This window comes from Rhizobium sp. A22-96, from assembly GCF_053521805.1.
Genome location: NZ_JBNWDQ010000002.1, coordinates 470816 through 486315, shown reverse-complemented (window position 1 = coordinate 486315; position 15500 = coordinate 470816). Strand labels below are relative to the sequence as shown.

Below are 15500 nucleotides of genomic sequence, written 5' to 3'. Positions count from 1 at the left end.
CAAAGCTAGATTTAGCTTTCTGGCTCTTGATCTAATCCTGGCTAAATGCCTCGTGATAGGCAACTTGACCAATCGGTGTTGGTCCCTTGAATGTAATGTGCTGGAAATACTCCGATGGCACGTCGGCGTATCGGAGAGCGGGGTCGCTAACGAAGCCGAAGCGGGCGTAGTATCGGGGATCGCCGAGGACGACGCAGCCGTGGGCGCCGTGGTCTTCGAGCTTGGCGATCCCGGCCTCGATCAAGGCCTTGCCGATGCCGGTCCCTTGTCGATCAGGTCGCACCGATACCGGCCCGAGACCGAACCATTTCGTTGTTCCTGTTTCGATGCTGACGGGTGAGAACGCCACATGGCCAACGATCTCGTCTTGTTCGACGGCGGCCAGTGAGAGCGTCAGCGCATGGGCAGCTCGCAAGGCATCGACGATCATTGCTTCCGTGCCGGAGCTGTGTTCGGCACTTGCGAAAGCGGCGGTGGTTATGGCTCGAATGGCGTCGATATCTTCCGGTCTCTCTGTGCGTACAATAATCACTAATATTGGCCTTGCTGATGGGTGATTTCAGGTTGCATTTTACCTAGCACAATCATGCGGTGAATGCGCTCGCAGTCGTCTGCAACATTTATTGGATCGAAAGGTTTGTAAAACTGGGCGCTGGGTGGGAAATCTTACATAAAATAGCCGTACCACATTCGAGATGCGATCTTTGATGCCTCGCCATGATCTCGCGGCGTATGGGTTTTTGCAGCTATGTAAACCACCTCGTTTGGCTGTCTAATATTTTAAGCCGCCGGCGGCTTGAGGGTATTTCCGACCTGATTAGCTTAAAGATCTCGCAGGGCACCTGAAAGACTATCGTCGAGAGGACATTGCTCGGCGTTACAGCTCTGAACAGACTGCGGGGGAGATACCGATTGGTTCGGCACCTCCCGCCAACCTATTTGGTGATCAGCCGTCAAAATGACCGGAATATGCCGATTCCGCGGATGCTACGGAAACGGCGACATTGACCCCTCTGGTCACCGTGGCGCCGGCCGCCCGGAGATTGACGATCGGCTGTAGTGTCGAGTCCGGTGGGTTCGTCAGGGGAGCTGCGGTCCCGGCATCCAGATCGACAACCCAAAGGCCGGTCTCTCCGGCAATTCCTAGAATAACAACGCGTGCCATGTGGTGTTCCTTTTGACTATGATTTGCTGGTTAAAATCCTGCCTTCTTTAGGCCCTCTCTGTACATGTCCTTGTGCCATTGTTCCTTCACCGGCACGATTGCGAGCCATCGATCAACATCGAAGTCAGGATTGGTTTCTCGGGTTCTGCGCACAAAGAAGCGCGCTTTCTCGCTATTGCCGAGCATGGCCCAGCTGGCGGCCGATAGCCTGTCGGCCAGGCTGCTGTCGGCCATTTTCCCGATATATTCGACTGTTTCGCTGAATTGCCCGAGCGCATAGCTGGCTCCGGCGGCTGTCCAGAGATACGAATCCGGACTTAAAGGGTTCAACTCGATGGCGTGGGTGATTTTCTCAAGTGCCAGCTGCGGGCGCGAACAATGGGTCAACGTATCGGCGTGGTCGGCGATCACGTCCGCATAGTGTGGACTCAAGGCTTCCGCGAGTTCCAGCGCTTCCACGCTTTCATCGATGGCTCCCTGCAGGACTTTGGCGACGCCAAGTTCGCGATAGCCGTCCGCCAGGTCGTCACGAATCTCGATGGCCTGGGTGGCGTAGGCTTCGGCGGATTTCAGCAGTTCGATATCGCCGCGCGCCGTCAGCAACCATTCCTTGGAATAGGTGCGGGCGATGGAACTCATCGCCGGTGCGAAATCGGCGCTTTCCCGCAAGACCGTCTTCATCTCCTTGCGGGCGCGACGCATGTTCGGCAGCGTCAGGCGATGGAGATATTGTTGCCCGACAAGATATTGATGATAGGCGGCAGGGTTCTGTTCGAAATAGATCCGCGTCGTTTCATGACGCTCCACTTGCCCTGCAACCTCAAGAACGATGTGTCGCGAGATATCGCGCTTGTTGCGGGCCAGATCCAGCTTGCCGAAATTGAAGCGCTCCGCCCAAACAACCTCGCTGTTCGACATATAGATGAGCTGCGAGAACAGCGAGAGATCATTGCCAAGCCCGCTCAGCCGAGTGTCGAGAACATAGTTGATATCGTACTGCTGGAAGAGCGCGAGTTGATTTTCGGTCTGGCGGCTTATCTGCATGGCCGAGTAGGGGGCGATGACCCGCAGACTGTTCAATGCGCAAAAGCCGAGGGTTATGTCCTCGATCAGCGACGACGCCACCATCAGCGCAGCCGTATCGGCGCTGTCATTGCCTGGAGGCAGTAAGGCAAGCCGCGGTATGCGCAGGATGGGTTGCGTTGGAAGGTCGTGTTCCGAGATGGCCTCGTCGGATGTCGGGGCCGGAATGGATGACCGCGGAGATGCTGGCGATCTAGCCGGCCAGGACGAAACAAGGTCCTTGCGCCGCTCGAACAGGCGTTTCAGCTGCTCGATCCCACCTTCTGCATCAAATACTTTCAGCAATATGCGATGGGTGTTCTCGTCCTCGGGTTCCGCTTCGAAAAGAAGGAGCGCCGCCTCCTTGATGATAGCGATTTCGTCGGCTGTCGCCGGACGTTGTGTGGCTATCTCAAGTGCTTCCTTTAGCGCAGCGAGATGCCGCTTTTTTTCACCCTCTCGCCAATCGACGAAGGCCCGGCTCTGACAGTTCGCGTTTTCCAGGAACGTCGCTTGCACAGCCTGTACTAGAAGCGGAAGATGCTGCGATTGGTTCCTCGAGGCATCGGCATATGGGGAGATAAGATCGCTGGTCAGTGAGTTCCGGGCGAGATGGATATCCGTATCGTCAAAGGTCATGAAGTCTGCGTTGAGTTCCGCCTGCCGCTTCTTGATACGAGAAATGAGCTTCCGCAGGTTCGTCAGCGAGTTGGCGATATCATCCTCGCCCCACAGAAATCGCGCTATGCTTGTTCTGCTTGTATATCCTCTTTCGCCTGTAAGTAGATAAGCAAGTATCAGGAGTGCTTTTTCCGGAAATGCTACCTCGCGTCCGGCGCTATCGAGAAGAGCGATCTCTCCAAATGTTCTGAGTGAAAATTGCATCGCGCCATCTATATTGTTTTACATATGTAACGGCCGCCGCCTTTGAGAAATCTGGTGATTATCGGGTAGATAGACACCGATACGGCGAGTGAAACTCATGCTATATTTTTGCTGCAAGGCGTGATTAATTGCAACTCGACTATTAGCCGTTCTGTAGTTTCAAAGACGTTGTTGTGTGAAATTTCGATGTCGACGGTGAAATTCCGATGAAATCCGGAAGGAAAGCTCGACTAACGTACCGCAATGGGTATTCCTAACTCGATATGAAAGTCATTTTCGCAGGCCCGACTCTACACGGGACGAATCAGTTACCCAGCGAAGGTTACGAGCTGCGGCCGCCCGCCAGGCAAGGTGATTTCTTCAGGGCGGTTGAGGATGGCGCGAATGTTATCGGCTTGATTGACGGGATTTATGAGCATGTACCGGCGATCTGGCACAAGGAGATCCTGTTCGCTCTTGCCCAGGGAGTTCAGGTCTTTGGTGGCGCAAGCATGGGCGCCTTGAGGGCGGCCGAATGTGCAGCTTTCGGCATGATCGGCATCGGCAAGATCTACGACGACTATGCCAGTGGAGCTTTGCTGGACGATGCCGATGTCGCCCAGTCGCACGGGCCCGCGGAACTGGGCTTCCTTTCATTGAGCGAGCCGCTCGTCAATGTCCGCGCAACGATCGCGCAATGCCTGCATCGCGGATGCATTACCGATGCCGAGCATGACCGGCTTCTGGAGGCCGCGAGAGCGACCTTCTTCAAGGATCGGACGTATAAGGTTCTGGTACAGTCCAGCATTCAGGACCCGGATCGCGCGACTTTGGTGCTGACGGCGCTGCGGCAGAATCTCGTCAATCAAAAGCTGCTGGATGCAGAGCGTCTTATCGATGTCGTCGTCTCGGCACCGGATCGGCGTCTCGCGGTCAGGCCCGACTGGATTTTCGAAGCAACGAGCTTCTGGGACAGGATGGTTTCTTCCTCCCGTAAGGCTAAGGCTTAGACCGAAGAAGGCTCTTAACCCCCTCCGAAATAGCGATTTTTCGCTTTCTCCAGAGTTTGGCAAGCACGAAATCCGAGGGCCTATACCTTGGTATAATCGCACGGCACCATCGCTTGATTGACCCTACCCAGCGGTTATGACAAGACGACCCTGCCTGCGCAACATGATGCAAGGGCAGATGCAACAACAGATAAAAGAAGCAAATGGACAGCTACCCTAGTCGCTGTCCGGTTGCGGCTTCGCGCCGTATCCGGATGGTCATCGCAACAACCTGGACCGCTATCGGCATTCGCCGGGCGAGCGACGGTCGGGCCTAGCCTCTCCGGCTCGACCTCCGGATCTGCTCGTAAGCGGACCGAGGAGTGAGCCATGAACAATATTGTTCTTTTCCGCGAACGCACGTTCGCAACCAAGTTTTCCGCTCCGCACATGCTGCCAGCTACGACGGCTTCGTCGTCGCTCGGCCGGATCGTGCTTTTTCAACGCCCGCGCCTGATGGCCGTTTGGCACACCAATCCGCATACGGGGAAATTGGAGTGCTTCTGGACGACCGGAAATGTTGCTGTCTCCGATGAGGACGACAGTCGGCGAGCGGCCTAGCCCTTTCTTTCACACAGGCTCGCCCTTGACGCTGCAACTGCTGCGTCATGCGGGCGCGCTCTATTGATAACATCCTGTTTTTAAGGGGTTATACATGGTTTTCCTTGCCAATGATCGACGCGAGCGCAGCGCCGTTGCCGCGTTGGCCGGTGCACGCATCCTGCCAAACGGCTACGATCTTGCCGCCTTCGCCTTCATCGCTGCCGCAGGCTATCTTACGCTTCATGGAGTGGGCGAGATGCGGGCGCCGCTGGAGGGCCTCTCGACGACTCCGCTCTCGCTCGATCCCGCCTATCTGCCTGAATATGCGCTGCGCACGACCTTGCGGATGATGGCTGCAATCGTTGCCTCGCTCATCTTCACCTTTGTGGTTGCAACGCTTGCAGCAAAGAGCCGGCGTGCCGAGAAGATCATCATTCCGGCTCTCGACATCTTGCAATCGGTGCCGGTACTGGGCTTCCTGACCTTCACCGTGACGTTCTTCATGGGGCTGTTTCCTGGAAGCCAGCTCGGTGCGGAATGTGCTTCGATCTTTGCGATCTTCACCAGCCAGGCCTGGAATATGGCCTTCTCCTTCTATCAGTCGTTGCGGACCGTGCCGCGTGATCTCGATGAAGTCAGCCGCAGCTTCGGTCTGTCCTCCTGGCAGCGCTTTTGGCGTCTGGAGGCCCCCTTTGCAGCACCCGGTCTGGTGTGGAATACGATGATGTCCATGTCCGGCGGCTGGTTCTTCGTGGTCGCCTCAGAGGCAATCACGGTTGGCAATACCACTGTGCAGCTTCCCGGACTTGGCTCGTGGCTGGCGCTCGCCATCGATAAGCAGGATTTCGTGGCCGTCGGCTGGGCGGTCCTGGCCATGGGCATCGTCATCCTTCTCTATGACCAGCTGCTCTTCCGGCCAATCGTCGCCTGGGCAGACAAATTTCGCTTCGAGCAGACGGCCGGCCAGCAAAAGCCGCGTTCCTGGGTCTATTCGCTGATCCGCCGCACGCGTCTTCTGAAAAATGTGACGGCACCATTTGCCGCCGTGTGGGGCAGGTTGTTCCTTCTGCGGCTGCTGCCTGCATCAAGAGCGGTTGCGAAGGGGCGGGACGAGCGGCGTGTTGTTAGCCGGGTCATCGACTATGCCTGGTTCGCTCTGATTGCCGCCATCGGCGCCTGGAGCATCTGGGATATCGTCTCTTATCTTAGTCAGACGCTGTCATGGGGGGATGTTTCGATCGCGTTTGCCGGTGGCTTCGTTACTCTCCTCCGCGTGGTCGTTCTGATCGCGGTCGCAAGCGTGATCTGGGTCCCGCTCGGCGTCTGGATTGGTCTGCGCCCGGCGGTTGCGGAGCGCGTCCAACCGATCGCTCAGTTTCTGGCAGCATTTCCGGCGAACGTGCTCTTTCCCGTGGCGGTGATTGCAATCGTCGCGACGGGCGCCAACCCTGATATCTGGCTGTCACCGCTGATGGTGCTGGGCACGCAGTGGTACATCCTCTTCAACGTGATTGCCGGGGCAAGCGCTTTCCCGACCGATCTGCGGGAGGCATCCTCCGTCTACAGGCTGCGTTCGTGGACATGGTGGCGGCGGGCGATACTGCCGGGGATATTCCCCTATTACGTCACGGGGGCGCTGACGGCTTCCGGCGGCTCCTGGAATGCGAGCATCGTTGCGGAACTGGCAAGCTGGGGAAACACGAAGCTCGAAGCCTTCGGTCTCGGCTCCTACATCGCGAAAGCGACGGAAGCGGGCGATTTTCCGCGGGTCATCCTCGGCATCGTCGTCATGTCCGTCTTCGTCACTCTTTTCAACAGAACGCTCTGGCGGCCGCTCTACGTCTTCGCTGAACGCCGTTTACGCCTCGATTAATCACACATCGGAGAAATGAACATGGAAAACGCTGTCATCTCCAAGAAGCTCGACATTGTAAAAGGTTCGCCGCTGGTTCTGGCGAAACAGGTTTGTCAGACATATGACAAGGGAACCTCCGGTTCGCTCGTCGTGCTCGAGAATGTCGATCTTCAGCTCTATCCGAATGAAATCGTCGGGCTGCTCGGCCGCTCCGGCTCCGGCAAATCGACACTGCTGCGTGCCATTGCCGGCCTCATCCGTCCAAGCAAGGGCGAGATCACCTTTGACGGCCGGCCGGTGGTCGGCCCCAACTCCGATGTTGCTGTCGTCTTCCAGAGCTTCGCCCTGTTTCCCTGGTTGACGGTGCTGCAGAACGTCGAGCTCGGGCTCGAGGCTCAGGGCGTCGCTTCGACGGAGCGCCGCAAGCGTGCGCTGGCCGCCATCGACCTGATCGGCCTTGATGGGTTCGAAAGCGCCTATCCCAAGGAGCTGTCGGGCGGCATGCGCCAACGCGTCGGTCTTGCCCGTGCGCTCGTGGTTCGGCCCAAAGTTCTGTTGATGGATGAGCCTTTCTCCGCGCTCGACGTATTGACCGCGGAAACGCTTCGTACCGACCTTCTCGATCTGTGGTGCGAAGGCCGCATGCCGATCGATTCGGTGCTGATGGTGACGCACAACATCGAGGAAGCCGTGTTGATGTGCGACCGCATCCTGATCTTCGGATCGAACCCCGGTCGCGTCATTGCAGAAATCAAGGTGGATCTGCCGCAGCCGCGCAACCGCCTCGATCCGGCGTTTCGCATGCTGGTCGAGGATATCTATGCCCGGATGACGGCAAGAACCGGCGCTCCGACGCGTGAAGGGCTGTTCCCGGGTACGGGTATCGCCATGGCGCTGCCACGCGTATCGACCAACCTGATGTCCGGTCTGATCGAAACGGTGGCAGCCGAGCCCTATCGCGGGCAGGCAGATTTGCCGCCGCTGGCGACGCATCTGCATCTCGGCATCGATGACCTCTTTCCGGTGGCAGAAACACTCCAGCTTCTGCGTTTCGCCGATCTGGAAGGCGGCGACATCAAGTTGACGGCTCCTGGGCTGCGTTTCTCCGACAGCGATGTCGATGAGCGCAAGCGGCTCTTCGAGCAGCATCTGGCAACCTATGTGCCACTTGCTGCCCATATCCGCCGCGTCCTCGACGAACGGCCGACGCATCGTGCTCCTGCGCGGCGTTTTCGTGATGAGCTCGAGGATTACATGTCCGAAGACTATGCCGACACGACCATCAAGGCCGTCACCAACTGGGCCCGTTACGCGGAATATTTCGCCTATGACGAAAATGCGGATCTGTTCACGTTGGAGAACCCAAGTTGAAACAGGCAGCCGGATCAGACGGATCAAGGTTGCCGCCGGATAAGGCGGCGACCGACCCAATTACACTTTTGAATTTGACAAGCAGCCAAGTCAGGGCCTAGCGCACGGGATTCCGTCGCGCAGCCTGGATGGCTGCGGGACGGATCGTCATGCCCAGAGACAACGAAGAACTTGGCCGTTTTCTGGAAACCCTCAGCAGGAACAGCCGAAACAAGCCCTGCAATGGAAAGCGCCTACAATCCAGTAAGAGAAGCAGGCTAAACGCGCGCCTGACTCGCTTCAGAGACTATGTCGGATTGGCGGCGATGCTGGCGCTTCTGTGGGGCGCGCATTGCCTCACACGATGGGCGACACGGCTCTTTCTCCGCGGCATCTTGCCTGCAAATCAGACGCGCGTGCTGCTCCGTTGGGCAGCGCGTCTGAACAGGACAAGCCTTGCCATTCTTCGTCGCCGCCAGCGCCGCCGTCTCTTCACTCGCTATGCCGGAAACGACAATCATGACCATCGCGCTTGACCAATCGCTCGCAACCTGGCTGTGGTTTGCACGTTTCCGGGCGGGCCGACTTCATCGGAGCGCATCACGAGCATTCGGCAATCAAGCAGATGATCGGCTCGCTCAACTTCGTTCTGCCGCCAATAGCCAGGTAGCAAGCGCAAGCCATCATCCAGTGAAATCAGTGCTATACAGGGATTATGGCAGCAACAGCCGCCGTTGTTTTTGGGATTTGGATCAGGCAGGTTGTCACTCGGATATGCAAGGCGTCGAGAACGCTGACACGGGGACGAAAGGCATGAGGCGCGAGTTTCTGAAGTATCTTTTCGAGATGCCTCTATTCTGGCTCGGTATCGCCGTTCTTGCCGGCCTTATCTTCATTGGCGACACGATCACGGATTTGGAGATCGCGTTCGCCGTCCTCTATGTTTCGGTCATCCTGCTGTCGGTACATTCCGGGCGGACAGGTGCGATCGCCGTCGTCGGCGTTGTCTGCGCCGTCCTGACGATATTGAGCTATTTCCTCACGCGGCATGGCGCCTCGCAGGCGGGGTTGATCAATAGTATATTGAGCCTGATTGCCATCGGCGCGACCACCTACCTGGCGATCAGAATCGAGCGGCTTGATGCAAAGGCGAGGCAGGCGCAGTCCGAGCTTGCGCGTATGTCGCGGCTCACCATTGTTGGCGAACTCGGCACATCGATCGCTCATGAGGTCAGCCAACCCATCACGGCGATAGCCGCAAACGGCAACGCCGCACTTCGATGGCTTTCGGCAACACCTGCCGATCAGAATGAGGCGCGGCGTGCCATCGAGCGGATCGTCATGGATGCTGACAGGGCAGGTGATGTTATCGGCCGCGTTCGTAGGCTCGTTGCGCAATCGTCTCCTTCACGCGACATGTTTGATCTGACGGATGCCATTACCGACGTGCTTGAACTCGTTCGCAGTGAAATCCGCAAGGGGCAGATACTTCTTCGCACCGAGCTGGCGAGCGACTTGCCTCCCGTGACTGGTGATCGCGTACAGTTGCAACAGGTGATGCTCAATTTCATCATGAACGCGATTGAAGCTCTCACAGATGTCGAGCTGGAAGAGCGCGAATTGCTGGTCAGCGTTGCTGCCGCTGAAAGCAAGATCACGGTCAGCGTGCGCGACACGGGCGTCGGCGTTCCGTCGGCGAAGCTTGATAGAATATTCGAGGCTTTCTACACGACGAAACCGAACGGTATGGGAATGGGGCTTGCCATCAGCCGATCGATCATCGAAGCGCATGGCGGCGCCGTCTATGCCGCGCCCAATTTTCCGCATGGGACTGTATTCGGCTTCACCCTGCCGCTGGGTGGGAAGACAAAGGGGTAGGGCATATGCAGGAGCAACAACCGACTGTCTATGTGATCGACGACGACCCATCCGTGCGTGACGGGCTGGACAGCCTTTTGCGCTCTGTCGGCTACGACACGCGATGCTTCGCCTCACCTCGCGATTTCCTTTCGCACCCCCGATCGGAAGGGCCGGCCTGTATCGTTCTCGACGTCAGGATGCCGGATGCGAGTGGTCTCGATTTTCAGGACGAGCTCACAAGGATAGGTTATTCGATACCGATTATCTTTCTAACCGGTCACGGCGATGTGCCAATGTCGGTGCGCGCCATGAAGGCCGGTGCGGTGGAATTCCTTCTGAAGCCGTTTCGGGAACAGGATCTTCTCGACGCAATCCGGCAAGCCCTCGATGTTGATCGGGCTCGACTGAAAAAGGAAATCGCCTCGGCCGATCTTCACGAGCGTTTCGCATCGTTGACACCGCGGGAGCGTGAGGTCATGGCGCTTGTTGCGAGAGGGTTATTGAACAAGCAGATTGCCGGGGAAATCGGCCTGAGTGAGATCACCGTAAAGGTCCATCGCGGTCAGGCCATGCGAAAGATGCGAGCCGATTCCGTTGCCGATCTCATCAGGATGGCCGATGGCCTCGGATTGACCGAAACGGCTATTGGCGGCAAGGGCGGCGGCCCCGCATCCGCGTCGCGCTAGGCCTTCATGTTTTACCGACACCGATCTCGGTGCCCCAGCGAAGCCGCTTCAGTATTTGAACTAGCCTGAATTAGGGGCGGGGCGTGGTGAGCGTGCCTTGATGAAATATCATTTGCCATCGGCCATCGAGCGCTGCCAGATCGAGCTGCGCAGGGCATGCCGCGAAGGGCTATCGCCCATTGCCGCTCGAATGCTCCGATACGTCACGAGAATGGCATCCGGTGAAATCGATCGGAAGGCATAGTCGCACGCAGTTACCGGCGGTGAGGCTGGTTCGGTCCTTTCCGCTGCCAGACTGGCGATGAGTTCGTCTCTGTCGTCATAGATCGTGCCCGAACTGCCGAATTCGACAAAGCCTTCCGCAAGAAGCTCAGCAACTGCCTTCGGCGATTGCCGGATTTCCGGACGATGCAACATCTCCTCCAGCCGGCGAATGTCCTCTAGCTCGTCCTGTGCAATTTCCATCGCGCTTACAGTCTCCGTTTCATCTTGCTTCCAAGCTCAGTGTAGGTCCGTTTAAGGGGAGAGGATATTATGCAAAGACGGCCACTCCCTGCTCTTGCCTGACTTTGTATGCCTGATCGCAATCGGCCTCCCGGAATTGCTCCAATTCCCCGGCGAAAAGTTCGGCGGCATGACGACCGGGAAGTGTCTTTTCGTCTTCGATGACCGCAGCTATGCGTCGAAACAGTTCGGATTCGAAGTTGCTCGCGATGGTCTGCGTGTTTGGTCTGGCCAGTCGCGCTCCACCATCCAGACGAATTGCCGAAACGTAGAACTCGTCCTCGTAGTCGGCTCCCGCAGATGTCAACTCGGCGTGTCCATACAGCAGCAATCCGGTTTCCCAGCGATCACAGAGGCAAATTTGCAGCTCGTCGAATGAATATTCGCAGGAGAAGGCGGCGTTGTGCATGATTATCTTCCCGCCTGTGTAGCCGACGGGGACGATAGATTAAGCCTGGTGTTGCGTTTGCCTGCTTTTGACGTGTTCGCCGGTTCCATCGGAGCGGTGTCGGTTCTCAGGCGCATCGCCAGTATTCTCCTTTCACTATCGATCGCCGTTGCCTGGCCGGTTTCGCTGACTTCGTGCAAGGCTGTTAGGCTTGCTCGGGCTCATTCCTTCCAGTGCCAATCGGCTCTATCGGGAAATTGTCAGGAAACACGATTAATGTCAACATATTTTATGTCTATGAAAGTCAACAAAGACATCAAAGATGTTTTGCGTCCATATGAGATGATATTTCCGATGCCAATCAAAAATTGGCGCGATACCGCAGCGTGAGCGAAGGCCGGTCTTCTTATTTGCGGGCAATGTGTCCGCAAATGCGGCCGATGATCGTCAGACGCTCCAGCTCGACCGTGAATGTTTCCAACGCCGGATTGTCCGAGATGATTTTCACCTGTCCGGGCTGCGTGAAAGGCACACGCTGCAGGCGCTTGATCTGTGGTTCGGAATAGCCATCGCTGATGGCATAGACAGTGTCGGTCGTCATCTGGTTTTGCGAGAGATCAACGATAACGCGATCGCCAGGCATATAGGTGGGCTGCATAGAGTCGCCGATCACCTCCATGATGATGGTATGGTTCGGCGAGGCCTTCGCCTCGTTGCGTAGATATCCGGTGGGAATGAGCCATTCCGCGACGATTTTATGCCCTGCTACGTTCCCGGAACCAACGGGCAGATTGATGACTTCGCCGACAACGCCGCTGCCGGCGCCAAGCTTGACATCGACCTCCGGCGTTGCCCCGGCAATCTGCGGCTGCCAATGTTCGCGGCTGTAGCTGAGCTCTTCACCGTCTTCGGCAAATCCGTCGTTATCCTGCTCGTCCGGATCGAAAGAGGTCACCATATTCGGCACCGCGCGGGCCAGCTTGTGCGATCCTTCGCCCGTCAAGAGGTAGCCCGCAGTCGTGCCGAACTTCTTGGCGTAGCGACTGGCAATCTCGGCGCTGAAGTCGTTCTGGCCGTTTTCGTGGGCGCGATAGGTGGAGAGGCTCACCCCGAGCGCTTCTGCCGCCTTCGTTGCCGATGAATAATTTGCGGCTTCGCGTGCCGCCCTCAGTCGTTCGCCCATGGATTTTTGCATTTTCCGACCCTTGCAAAATTAACAACATAAATCATGTTGACATATGCATCTTTATCAACATAATTGGTGTTTATCAAGATGCTTGCGGCTCATTTTGTTGCGAGCTGGATGTCAGGCCTCTTTGGCGCGGCGGACAGGTGGATTTAGGAGGTGACGGCATGATCGCGAGCAGGAGAAATAGAAAGTCGGCAGATTATTTCGATAGCTTCTGGGGCTGCCCGACCTGTCATCGCAGCTTATCTATCGCGGAAGTCATCGAGCTTCATTGTGAATACTGCAAAGCAGCCGTGGAACCGACTGAGATGGCAGATACTCAGCCTACGGCAGAGGCGTCTAGTTTCGAGAGGCTGCCATGAGCGAGATGTTCCAGGGGTTCCTGGCGTGCATCGGTGCGGCACTCTTTTTTGCCAGCATGCTGGCTGCCGTGAGGTCGATCGTCCGGAAACCGGCGTTCCCATACGCTGAGGAGGAGGGTGGTGCTCCCGAGGGAGATCAGGCTCATTTCCGTGTAGCTGGGGACCACGCCATCCGTGCCGGCGAGCCGACAGGTTCGGCGAAACGGCGCTGACGACACATCGCGCACTGCCATCAAACCCATCAGAGACTGAATAAACAGATCTGGTCTTGCCGGCCAGAGGAGGTTGCTATGAATGAATTTCAAATCGGAACTGAGGCTGTTGCCAGCGGTCATCTCGGCTGGATCCGCAAAGTTCACCGCGCGACGAACGAGATCCTCAGGGATAGCCGCGGCGAACCGATCGTCTTTGCGACGCCAGACGCGGCCAAGGCTGCCGCTGGCGAGGCGATGGTCGCCTATCTCAACACGCCCATGCTGCGTGATGGCGCCAGAGTGGAGGCGATTTCCAAGGCGGAAGCTTTCTTTAAGCCCAGATCTGCCGGTGCCGCCGTCCCGGCCGGTACCGGCGCATGATCGATGCGCAAGTTGAGCAGGTGCATGCTTTTACTCAAGGAGTTGAGAGATCCATGACCAAAGGCAAGCTTGATCTTCTTCTGGACGGCCTCGGTATAAAGCTCGTTCCCGTTCATCGCCGCCGCGCTCCGGCGCAGAGCCATGCGCGTGGCACGATGCAGGAAATCCGCGGGCGCTATGGCGATGGCCATCTGGTTTTCGTTTTGCGCTGCATCCGTCAGACCGGCAACAATCGCGACGAGCTGTGGTCGGATACGATCGGAGCGGTCTCCGACGTTCTCGCGCAACGCCAGGATTGGGCGCTCCAGCGAGCCGGCGATCTGCTCGGCGCCTTCGACGATATTGCACTTGCTTCACTGCGTTCGGAGGCGGTCGCGAGGCGACCTTGGCCGGTACGGGCGACGCTGCGGACGCTAATCTATTGGGAATTGGAGAGACGACTTGATGCACCGACCCGCCTCGCAGTTTGACGATCTTTCCCACCGTGAGGCGGAGATTGCCGATCTGAGCCTGCTCGTTCGCGCCCGCTTCGTCGAGGCGGCTGATACGATGGTTCACCTCGATGTCCGTGGTGTTCGCCCGGACAGAATGCGGACGCTCTGGCCGGAGGTTCTGCCGGAAGCTTTGGACCATTCCGAGGTCCGTGTCCGCTATCGCCCGAGCGCCGCCGCCATCAGCCGCGCGGAAGAGGTCTTGCAGGAATGGCTGCGGACCGGCGTCAGGGATGAGGAACGCCGCATCCTGCTTTCGCGCTGGTCCGTTTGCCTTGCTGCACCCTATATCGCGGGATCCTTCCGGGATTTCTGTGCTCGAACGGGTCGTGTGCGACGTACGGCGGAGCGGCATATTCAAAGCGAATTCCGCAATGTCGCGGGCGCACTTCTTGCGACTTCGCCGCTATTGCAGGAGCCGGACTGGGCACGCATATCGTCGATGATGCCGAATTCGCCTGGTGGTACGGAGCGAAGGAAGCCGCCGGCGACCAAGCATGAAACGCACTGGTTGCCGGATGACGCCCGGCCGGTGTTCGATGCGGCAAGCCCCGAACTTGCCGAACTTGCCAAGCGGCTGGAGCGTGAAAACCGCCGGCGCGCCAAGATGAAGGCCTAGATCGCGGCGGCTATTCGGTCCGACTCCGTATATGCCGCTATGAGCGATCCTGACCGTCTTCACCTTGCGGTGATATGCTGCTTTCAAATGCAAAGACGCCGCTTGGCCGTGCGCTTGCGGTACCATCGCCAAAGTCTGGCACTGAATATTCTGCCAGCAGCCGAAGCCGCGATGTCGGCAGATGCGCGCGCCATGGATCGCCGATCAAAATCGCAATGCCTTCTGCCAGGCAGCGATCCAGAAATGTGATGATCCGCCCTGCAAGCGCCGCATCATAGAAGAGATCACCAACGCAGACGATATCGATAGCCGGAGGCTCGCCGTTAGCCAAATCGGCGAGGACTGTTTCGATGGTCACATCGTTCAGCGCTGCATTGAGCTCGATAGCCGCAATGGCATAGCGATCGACATCCGCCGCAAGTACCTGCGCAGCTCCTGCCTTCGCGGCGGCTATGCCTACAATTCCTGATCCGGCACCAAGATCGAGCACGCGGCGACCGATCACTGTCTCCGGCCGGTCGAGAAGATAGCGGGCCAGTACCAATCCTCCACCCCAATAATGCGCCCAATAGGGTGAACCGAATTGCGGATCTCGCTCCGCCAGGCGTCGTAAACCGCTATTGGGGGCTGCTTTGTGCAGCCGAATCTCCGGAATGCCGGGAACGGGCAGAATCGGAAGGTTGGTGGTGATGAACTGCCTTATCCAGTCACGGTCTGTGGGGCTTTCCAAATCGGGGCTCAATGTATCCTCTTGCCTGTCTCCAGAGACCTGTCTTCGGAGAGAATATCGATCAAATCGTCGGACTGCAGAGTGCGATATTTTCAAGTTATATCAACTAATTAATGGTCACTCTCATCAAGATTTTTAGATCCTTGCAGCAGTATCGTCGTTCAAGGGTGTCGCCAACAGGGCCGAATTGGGGTATTCATTTTGGCAT

General features: G+C 57.5%; 17 protein-coding genes. 10 read left to right on the top strand and 7 right to left on the bottom strand.

Annotated elements, in window-relative coordinates; genetic code table 11:
• Nucleotides 1–31: 31 nt before the first annotated feature.
• From ACQZ6F_RS08835 to ACQZ6F_RS08825, 3 genes are all read right to left on the bottom strand, one after another.
• Entirely contained in the window at nt 32–532 is a 501-nt protein-coding gene (locus ACQZ6F_RS08835) for a GNAT family N-acetyltransferase (protein ID WP_449092077.1), read from the bottom strand.
• Between the two features lie 414 nt (nt 533–946).
• The gene (locus tag ACQZ6F_RS08830) at nt 947–1165 is read right to left on the bottom strand and encodes a hypothetical protein (protein ID WP_077469240.1); all 219 of its coding nucleotides are present in this window, start codon (nt 1163–1165) and stop codon (nt 947–949) included.
• Between the two features lie 30 nt (nt 1166–1195).
• Nucleotides 1196–3112, bottom strand: coding sequence for a hypothetical protein (locus ACQZ6F_RS08825; RefSeq protein ID WP_449092078.1), 1917 nt, complete (start codon nt 3110–3112; stop codon nt 1196–1198).
• Between the two features lie 395 nt (nt 3113–3507).
• On the opposite strand from ACQZ6F_RS08825, the gene ACQZ6F_RS08820 reads away from it, so the two are divergent.
• From ACQZ6F_RS08820 to ACQZ6F_RS08795, 6 genes are all read left to right on the top strand, one after another.
• Nucleotides 3508–4101: a TfuA-like protein gene (locus ACQZ6F_RS08820; RefSeq protein WP_246662629.1), complete on the top strand. Its 594-nt coding sequence runs from the start codon at nt 3508–3510 to the stop codon at nt 4099–4101.
• A 369-nt stretch (nt 4102–4470) separates the two neighbouring features.
• On the top strand, nt 4471–4701 hold the full coding sequence (locus ACQZ6F_RS08815) for a hypothetical protein (RefSeq protein WP_449092079.1): 231 nt from the start codon (nt 4471–4473) through the stop codon (nt 4699–4701).
• A 94-nt stretch (nt 4702–4795) separates the two neighbouring features.
• On the top strand, nt 4796–6556 hold the full coding sequence (locus ACQZ6F_RS08810) for an ABC transporter permease (protein WP_449092080.1): 1761 nt from the start codon (nt 4796–4798) through the stop codon (nt 6554–6556).
• A 21-nt stretch (nt 6557–6577) separates the two neighbouring features.
• Complete coding sequence (locus ACQZ6F_RS08805; protein ID WP_077469230.1) at nt 6578–7909, top strand: ABC transporter ATP-binding protein; 1332 nt, start codon at nt 6578–6580, stop codon at nt 7907–7909.
• A 792-nt stretch (nt 7910–8701) separates the two neighbouring features.
• Entirely contained in the window at nt 8702–9766 is a 1065-nt protein-coding gene (locus tag ACQZ6F_RS08800; RefSeq protein WP_449092081.1) for a sensor histidine kinase, read from the top strand.
• Between the two features lie 5 nt (nt 9767–9771).
• Nucleotides 9772–10434 (top strand): response regulator transcription factor, encoded by a 663-nt coding sequence (locus ACQZ6F_RS08795; RefSeq protein WP_449092082.1) that lies wholly within the window; start codon nt 9772–9774, stop codon nt 10432–10434.
• Between the two features lie 108 nt (nt 10435–10542).
• On the opposite strand, the gene ACQZ6F_RS08790 is transcribed toward ACQZ6F_RS08795, so the two are convergent.
• Nucleotides 10543–10899, bottom strand: coding sequence for a nuclear transport factor 2 family protein (locus ACQZ6F_RS08790; protein WP_449092083.1), 357 nt, complete (start codon nt 10897–10899; stop codon nt 10543–10545).
• 67 nt (nt 10900–10966) lie between these two features.
• Nucleotides 10967–11347 carry a hypothetical protein gene (locus ACQZ6F_RS08785; RefSeq protein ID WP_449092084.1) on the bottom strand — a complete coding sequence of 127 codons (381 nt, stop codon included), beginning with the start codon at nt 11345–11347 and terminating at the stop codon, nt 10967–10969.
• On the opposite strand from ACQZ6F_RS08785, the gene ACQZ6F_RS08780 reads away from it, so the two are divergent.
• Nucleotides 11342–11716, top strand: coding sequence for a hypothetical protein (locus ACQZ6F_RS08780; RefSeq protein ID WP_449092085.1), 375 nt, complete (start codon nt 11342–11344; stop codon nt 11714–11716). The genes ACQZ6F_RS08785 and ACQZ6F_RS08780 overlap by 6 nt on opposite strands.
• Nucleotides 11717–11732: 16 nt before the next feature.
• Here the strand turns inward: ACQZ6F_RS08780 and ACQZ6F_RS08775 are convergent, their stop codons facing one another.
• A complete protein-coding gene (locus tag ACQZ6F_RS08775; RefSeq protein ID WP_068398134.1) occupies nt 11733–12521 on the bottom strand; it encodes a LexA family transcriptional regulator in 789 nt (262 codons plus the stop codon).
• A gap of 646 nt (nt 12522–13167) precedes the next feature.
• Here ACQZ6F_RS08775 and ACQZ6F_RS08770 point away from each other — a divergent pair.
• The 3 genes from ACQZ6F_RS08770 to ACQZ6F_RS08760 are packed head-to-tail and all read left to right on the top strand — an operon-like array spanning nt 13168 to nt 14562.
• Nucleotides 13168–13452 (top strand): hypothetical protein, encoded by a 285-nt coding sequence (locus ACQZ6F_RS08770; protein WP_077469217.1) that lies wholly within the window; start codon nt 13168–13170, stop codon nt 13450–13452.
• Nucleotides 13453–13505: 53 nt separating this feature from the next.
• A complete protein-coding gene (locus tag ACQZ6F_RS08765; protein ID WP_077469215.1) occupies nt 13506–13922 on the top strand; it encodes a hypothetical protein in 417 nt (138 codons plus the stop codon).
• Nucleotides 13897–14562 (top strand): DUF6362 family protein, encoded by a 666-nt coding sequence (locus ACQZ6F_RS08760; protein WP_449092086.1) that lies wholly within the window; start codon nt 13897–13899, stop codon nt 14560–14562. Before ACQZ6F_RS08765 ends, ACQZ6F_RS08760 begins: the two co-directional genes overlap by 26 nt.
• A gap of 37 nt (nt 14563–14599) precedes the next feature.
• On the opposite strand, the gene ACQZ6F_RS08755 is transcribed toward ACQZ6F_RS08760, so the two are convergent.
• Nucleotides 14600–15304 carry a class I SAM-dependent methyltransferase gene (locus ACQZ6F_RS08755; protein ID WP_449092087.1) on the bottom strand — a complete coding sequence of 235 codons (705 nt, stop codon included), beginning with the start codon at nt 15302–15304 and terminating at the stop codon, nt 14600–14602.
• Nucleotides 15305–15500: the final 196 nt, after the last annotated feature.

Excerpts from the sequence above, each read along its gene's own strand:
- ACQZ6F_RS08795 (WP_449092082.1), top strand. The coding sequence starts at position 9,772 with ATGCAGGAGCAACAACCGACTGTCTATGTGATCGACGACGACCCATCC.
- ACQZ6F_RS08760 (WP_449092086.1), top strand. The coding sequence starts at position 13,897 with ATGCACCGACCCGCCTCGCAGTTTGACGATCTTTCCCACCGTGAGGCG.
- ACQZ6F_RS08785 (WP_449092084.1), bottom strand. The coding sequence starts at position 11,347 with ATGCACAACGCCGCCTTCTCCTGCGAATATTCATTCGACGAGCTGCAA.
- ACQZ6F_RS08815 (WP_449092079.1), top strand. The coding sequence starts at position 4,471 with ATGAACAATATTGTTCTTTTCCGCGAACGCACGTTCGCAACCAAGTTT.
- ACQZ6F_RS08770 (WP_077469217.1), top strand. The coding sequence starts at position 13,168 with ATGAATGAATTTCAAATCGGAACTGAGGCTGTTGCCAGCGGTCATCTC.
- ACQZ6F_RS08790 (WP_449092083.1), bottom strand. The coding sequence starts at position 10,899 with ATGGAAATTGCACAGGACGAGCTAGAGGACATTCGCCGGCTGGAGGAG.
- ACQZ6F_RS08765 (WP_077469215.1), top strand. The coding sequence starts at position 13,506 with ATGACCAAAGGCAAGCTTGATCTTCTTCTGGACGGCCTCGGTATAAAG.
- ACQZ6F_RS08805 (WP_077469230.1), top strand. The coding sequence starts at position 6,578 with ATGGAAAACGCTGTCATCTCCAAGAAGCTCGACATTGTAAAAGGTTCG.
- ACQZ6F_RS08775 (WP_068398134.1), bottom strand. The coding sequence starts at position 12,521 with ATGCAAAAATCCATGGGCGAACGACTGAGGGCGGCACGCGAAGCCGCA.
- ACQZ6F_RS08810 (WP_449092080.1), top strand. The coding sequence starts at position 4,796 with ATGGTTTTCCTTGCCAATGATCGACGCGAGCGCAGCGCCGTTGCCGCG.
- ACQZ6F_RS08800 (WP_449092081.1), top strand. The coding sequence starts at position 8,702 with ATGAGGCGCGAGTTTCTGAAGTATCTTTTCGAGATGCCTCTATTCTGG.
- ACQZ6F_RS08825 (WP_449092078.1), bottom strand. The coding sequence starts at position 3,112 with ATGCAATTTTCACTCAGAACATTTGGAGAGATCGCTCTTCTCGATAGC.
- ACQZ6F_RS08830 (WP_077469240.1), bottom strand. The coding sequence starts at position 1,165 with ATGGCACGCGTTGTTATTCTAGGAATTGCCGGAGAGACCGGCCTTTGG.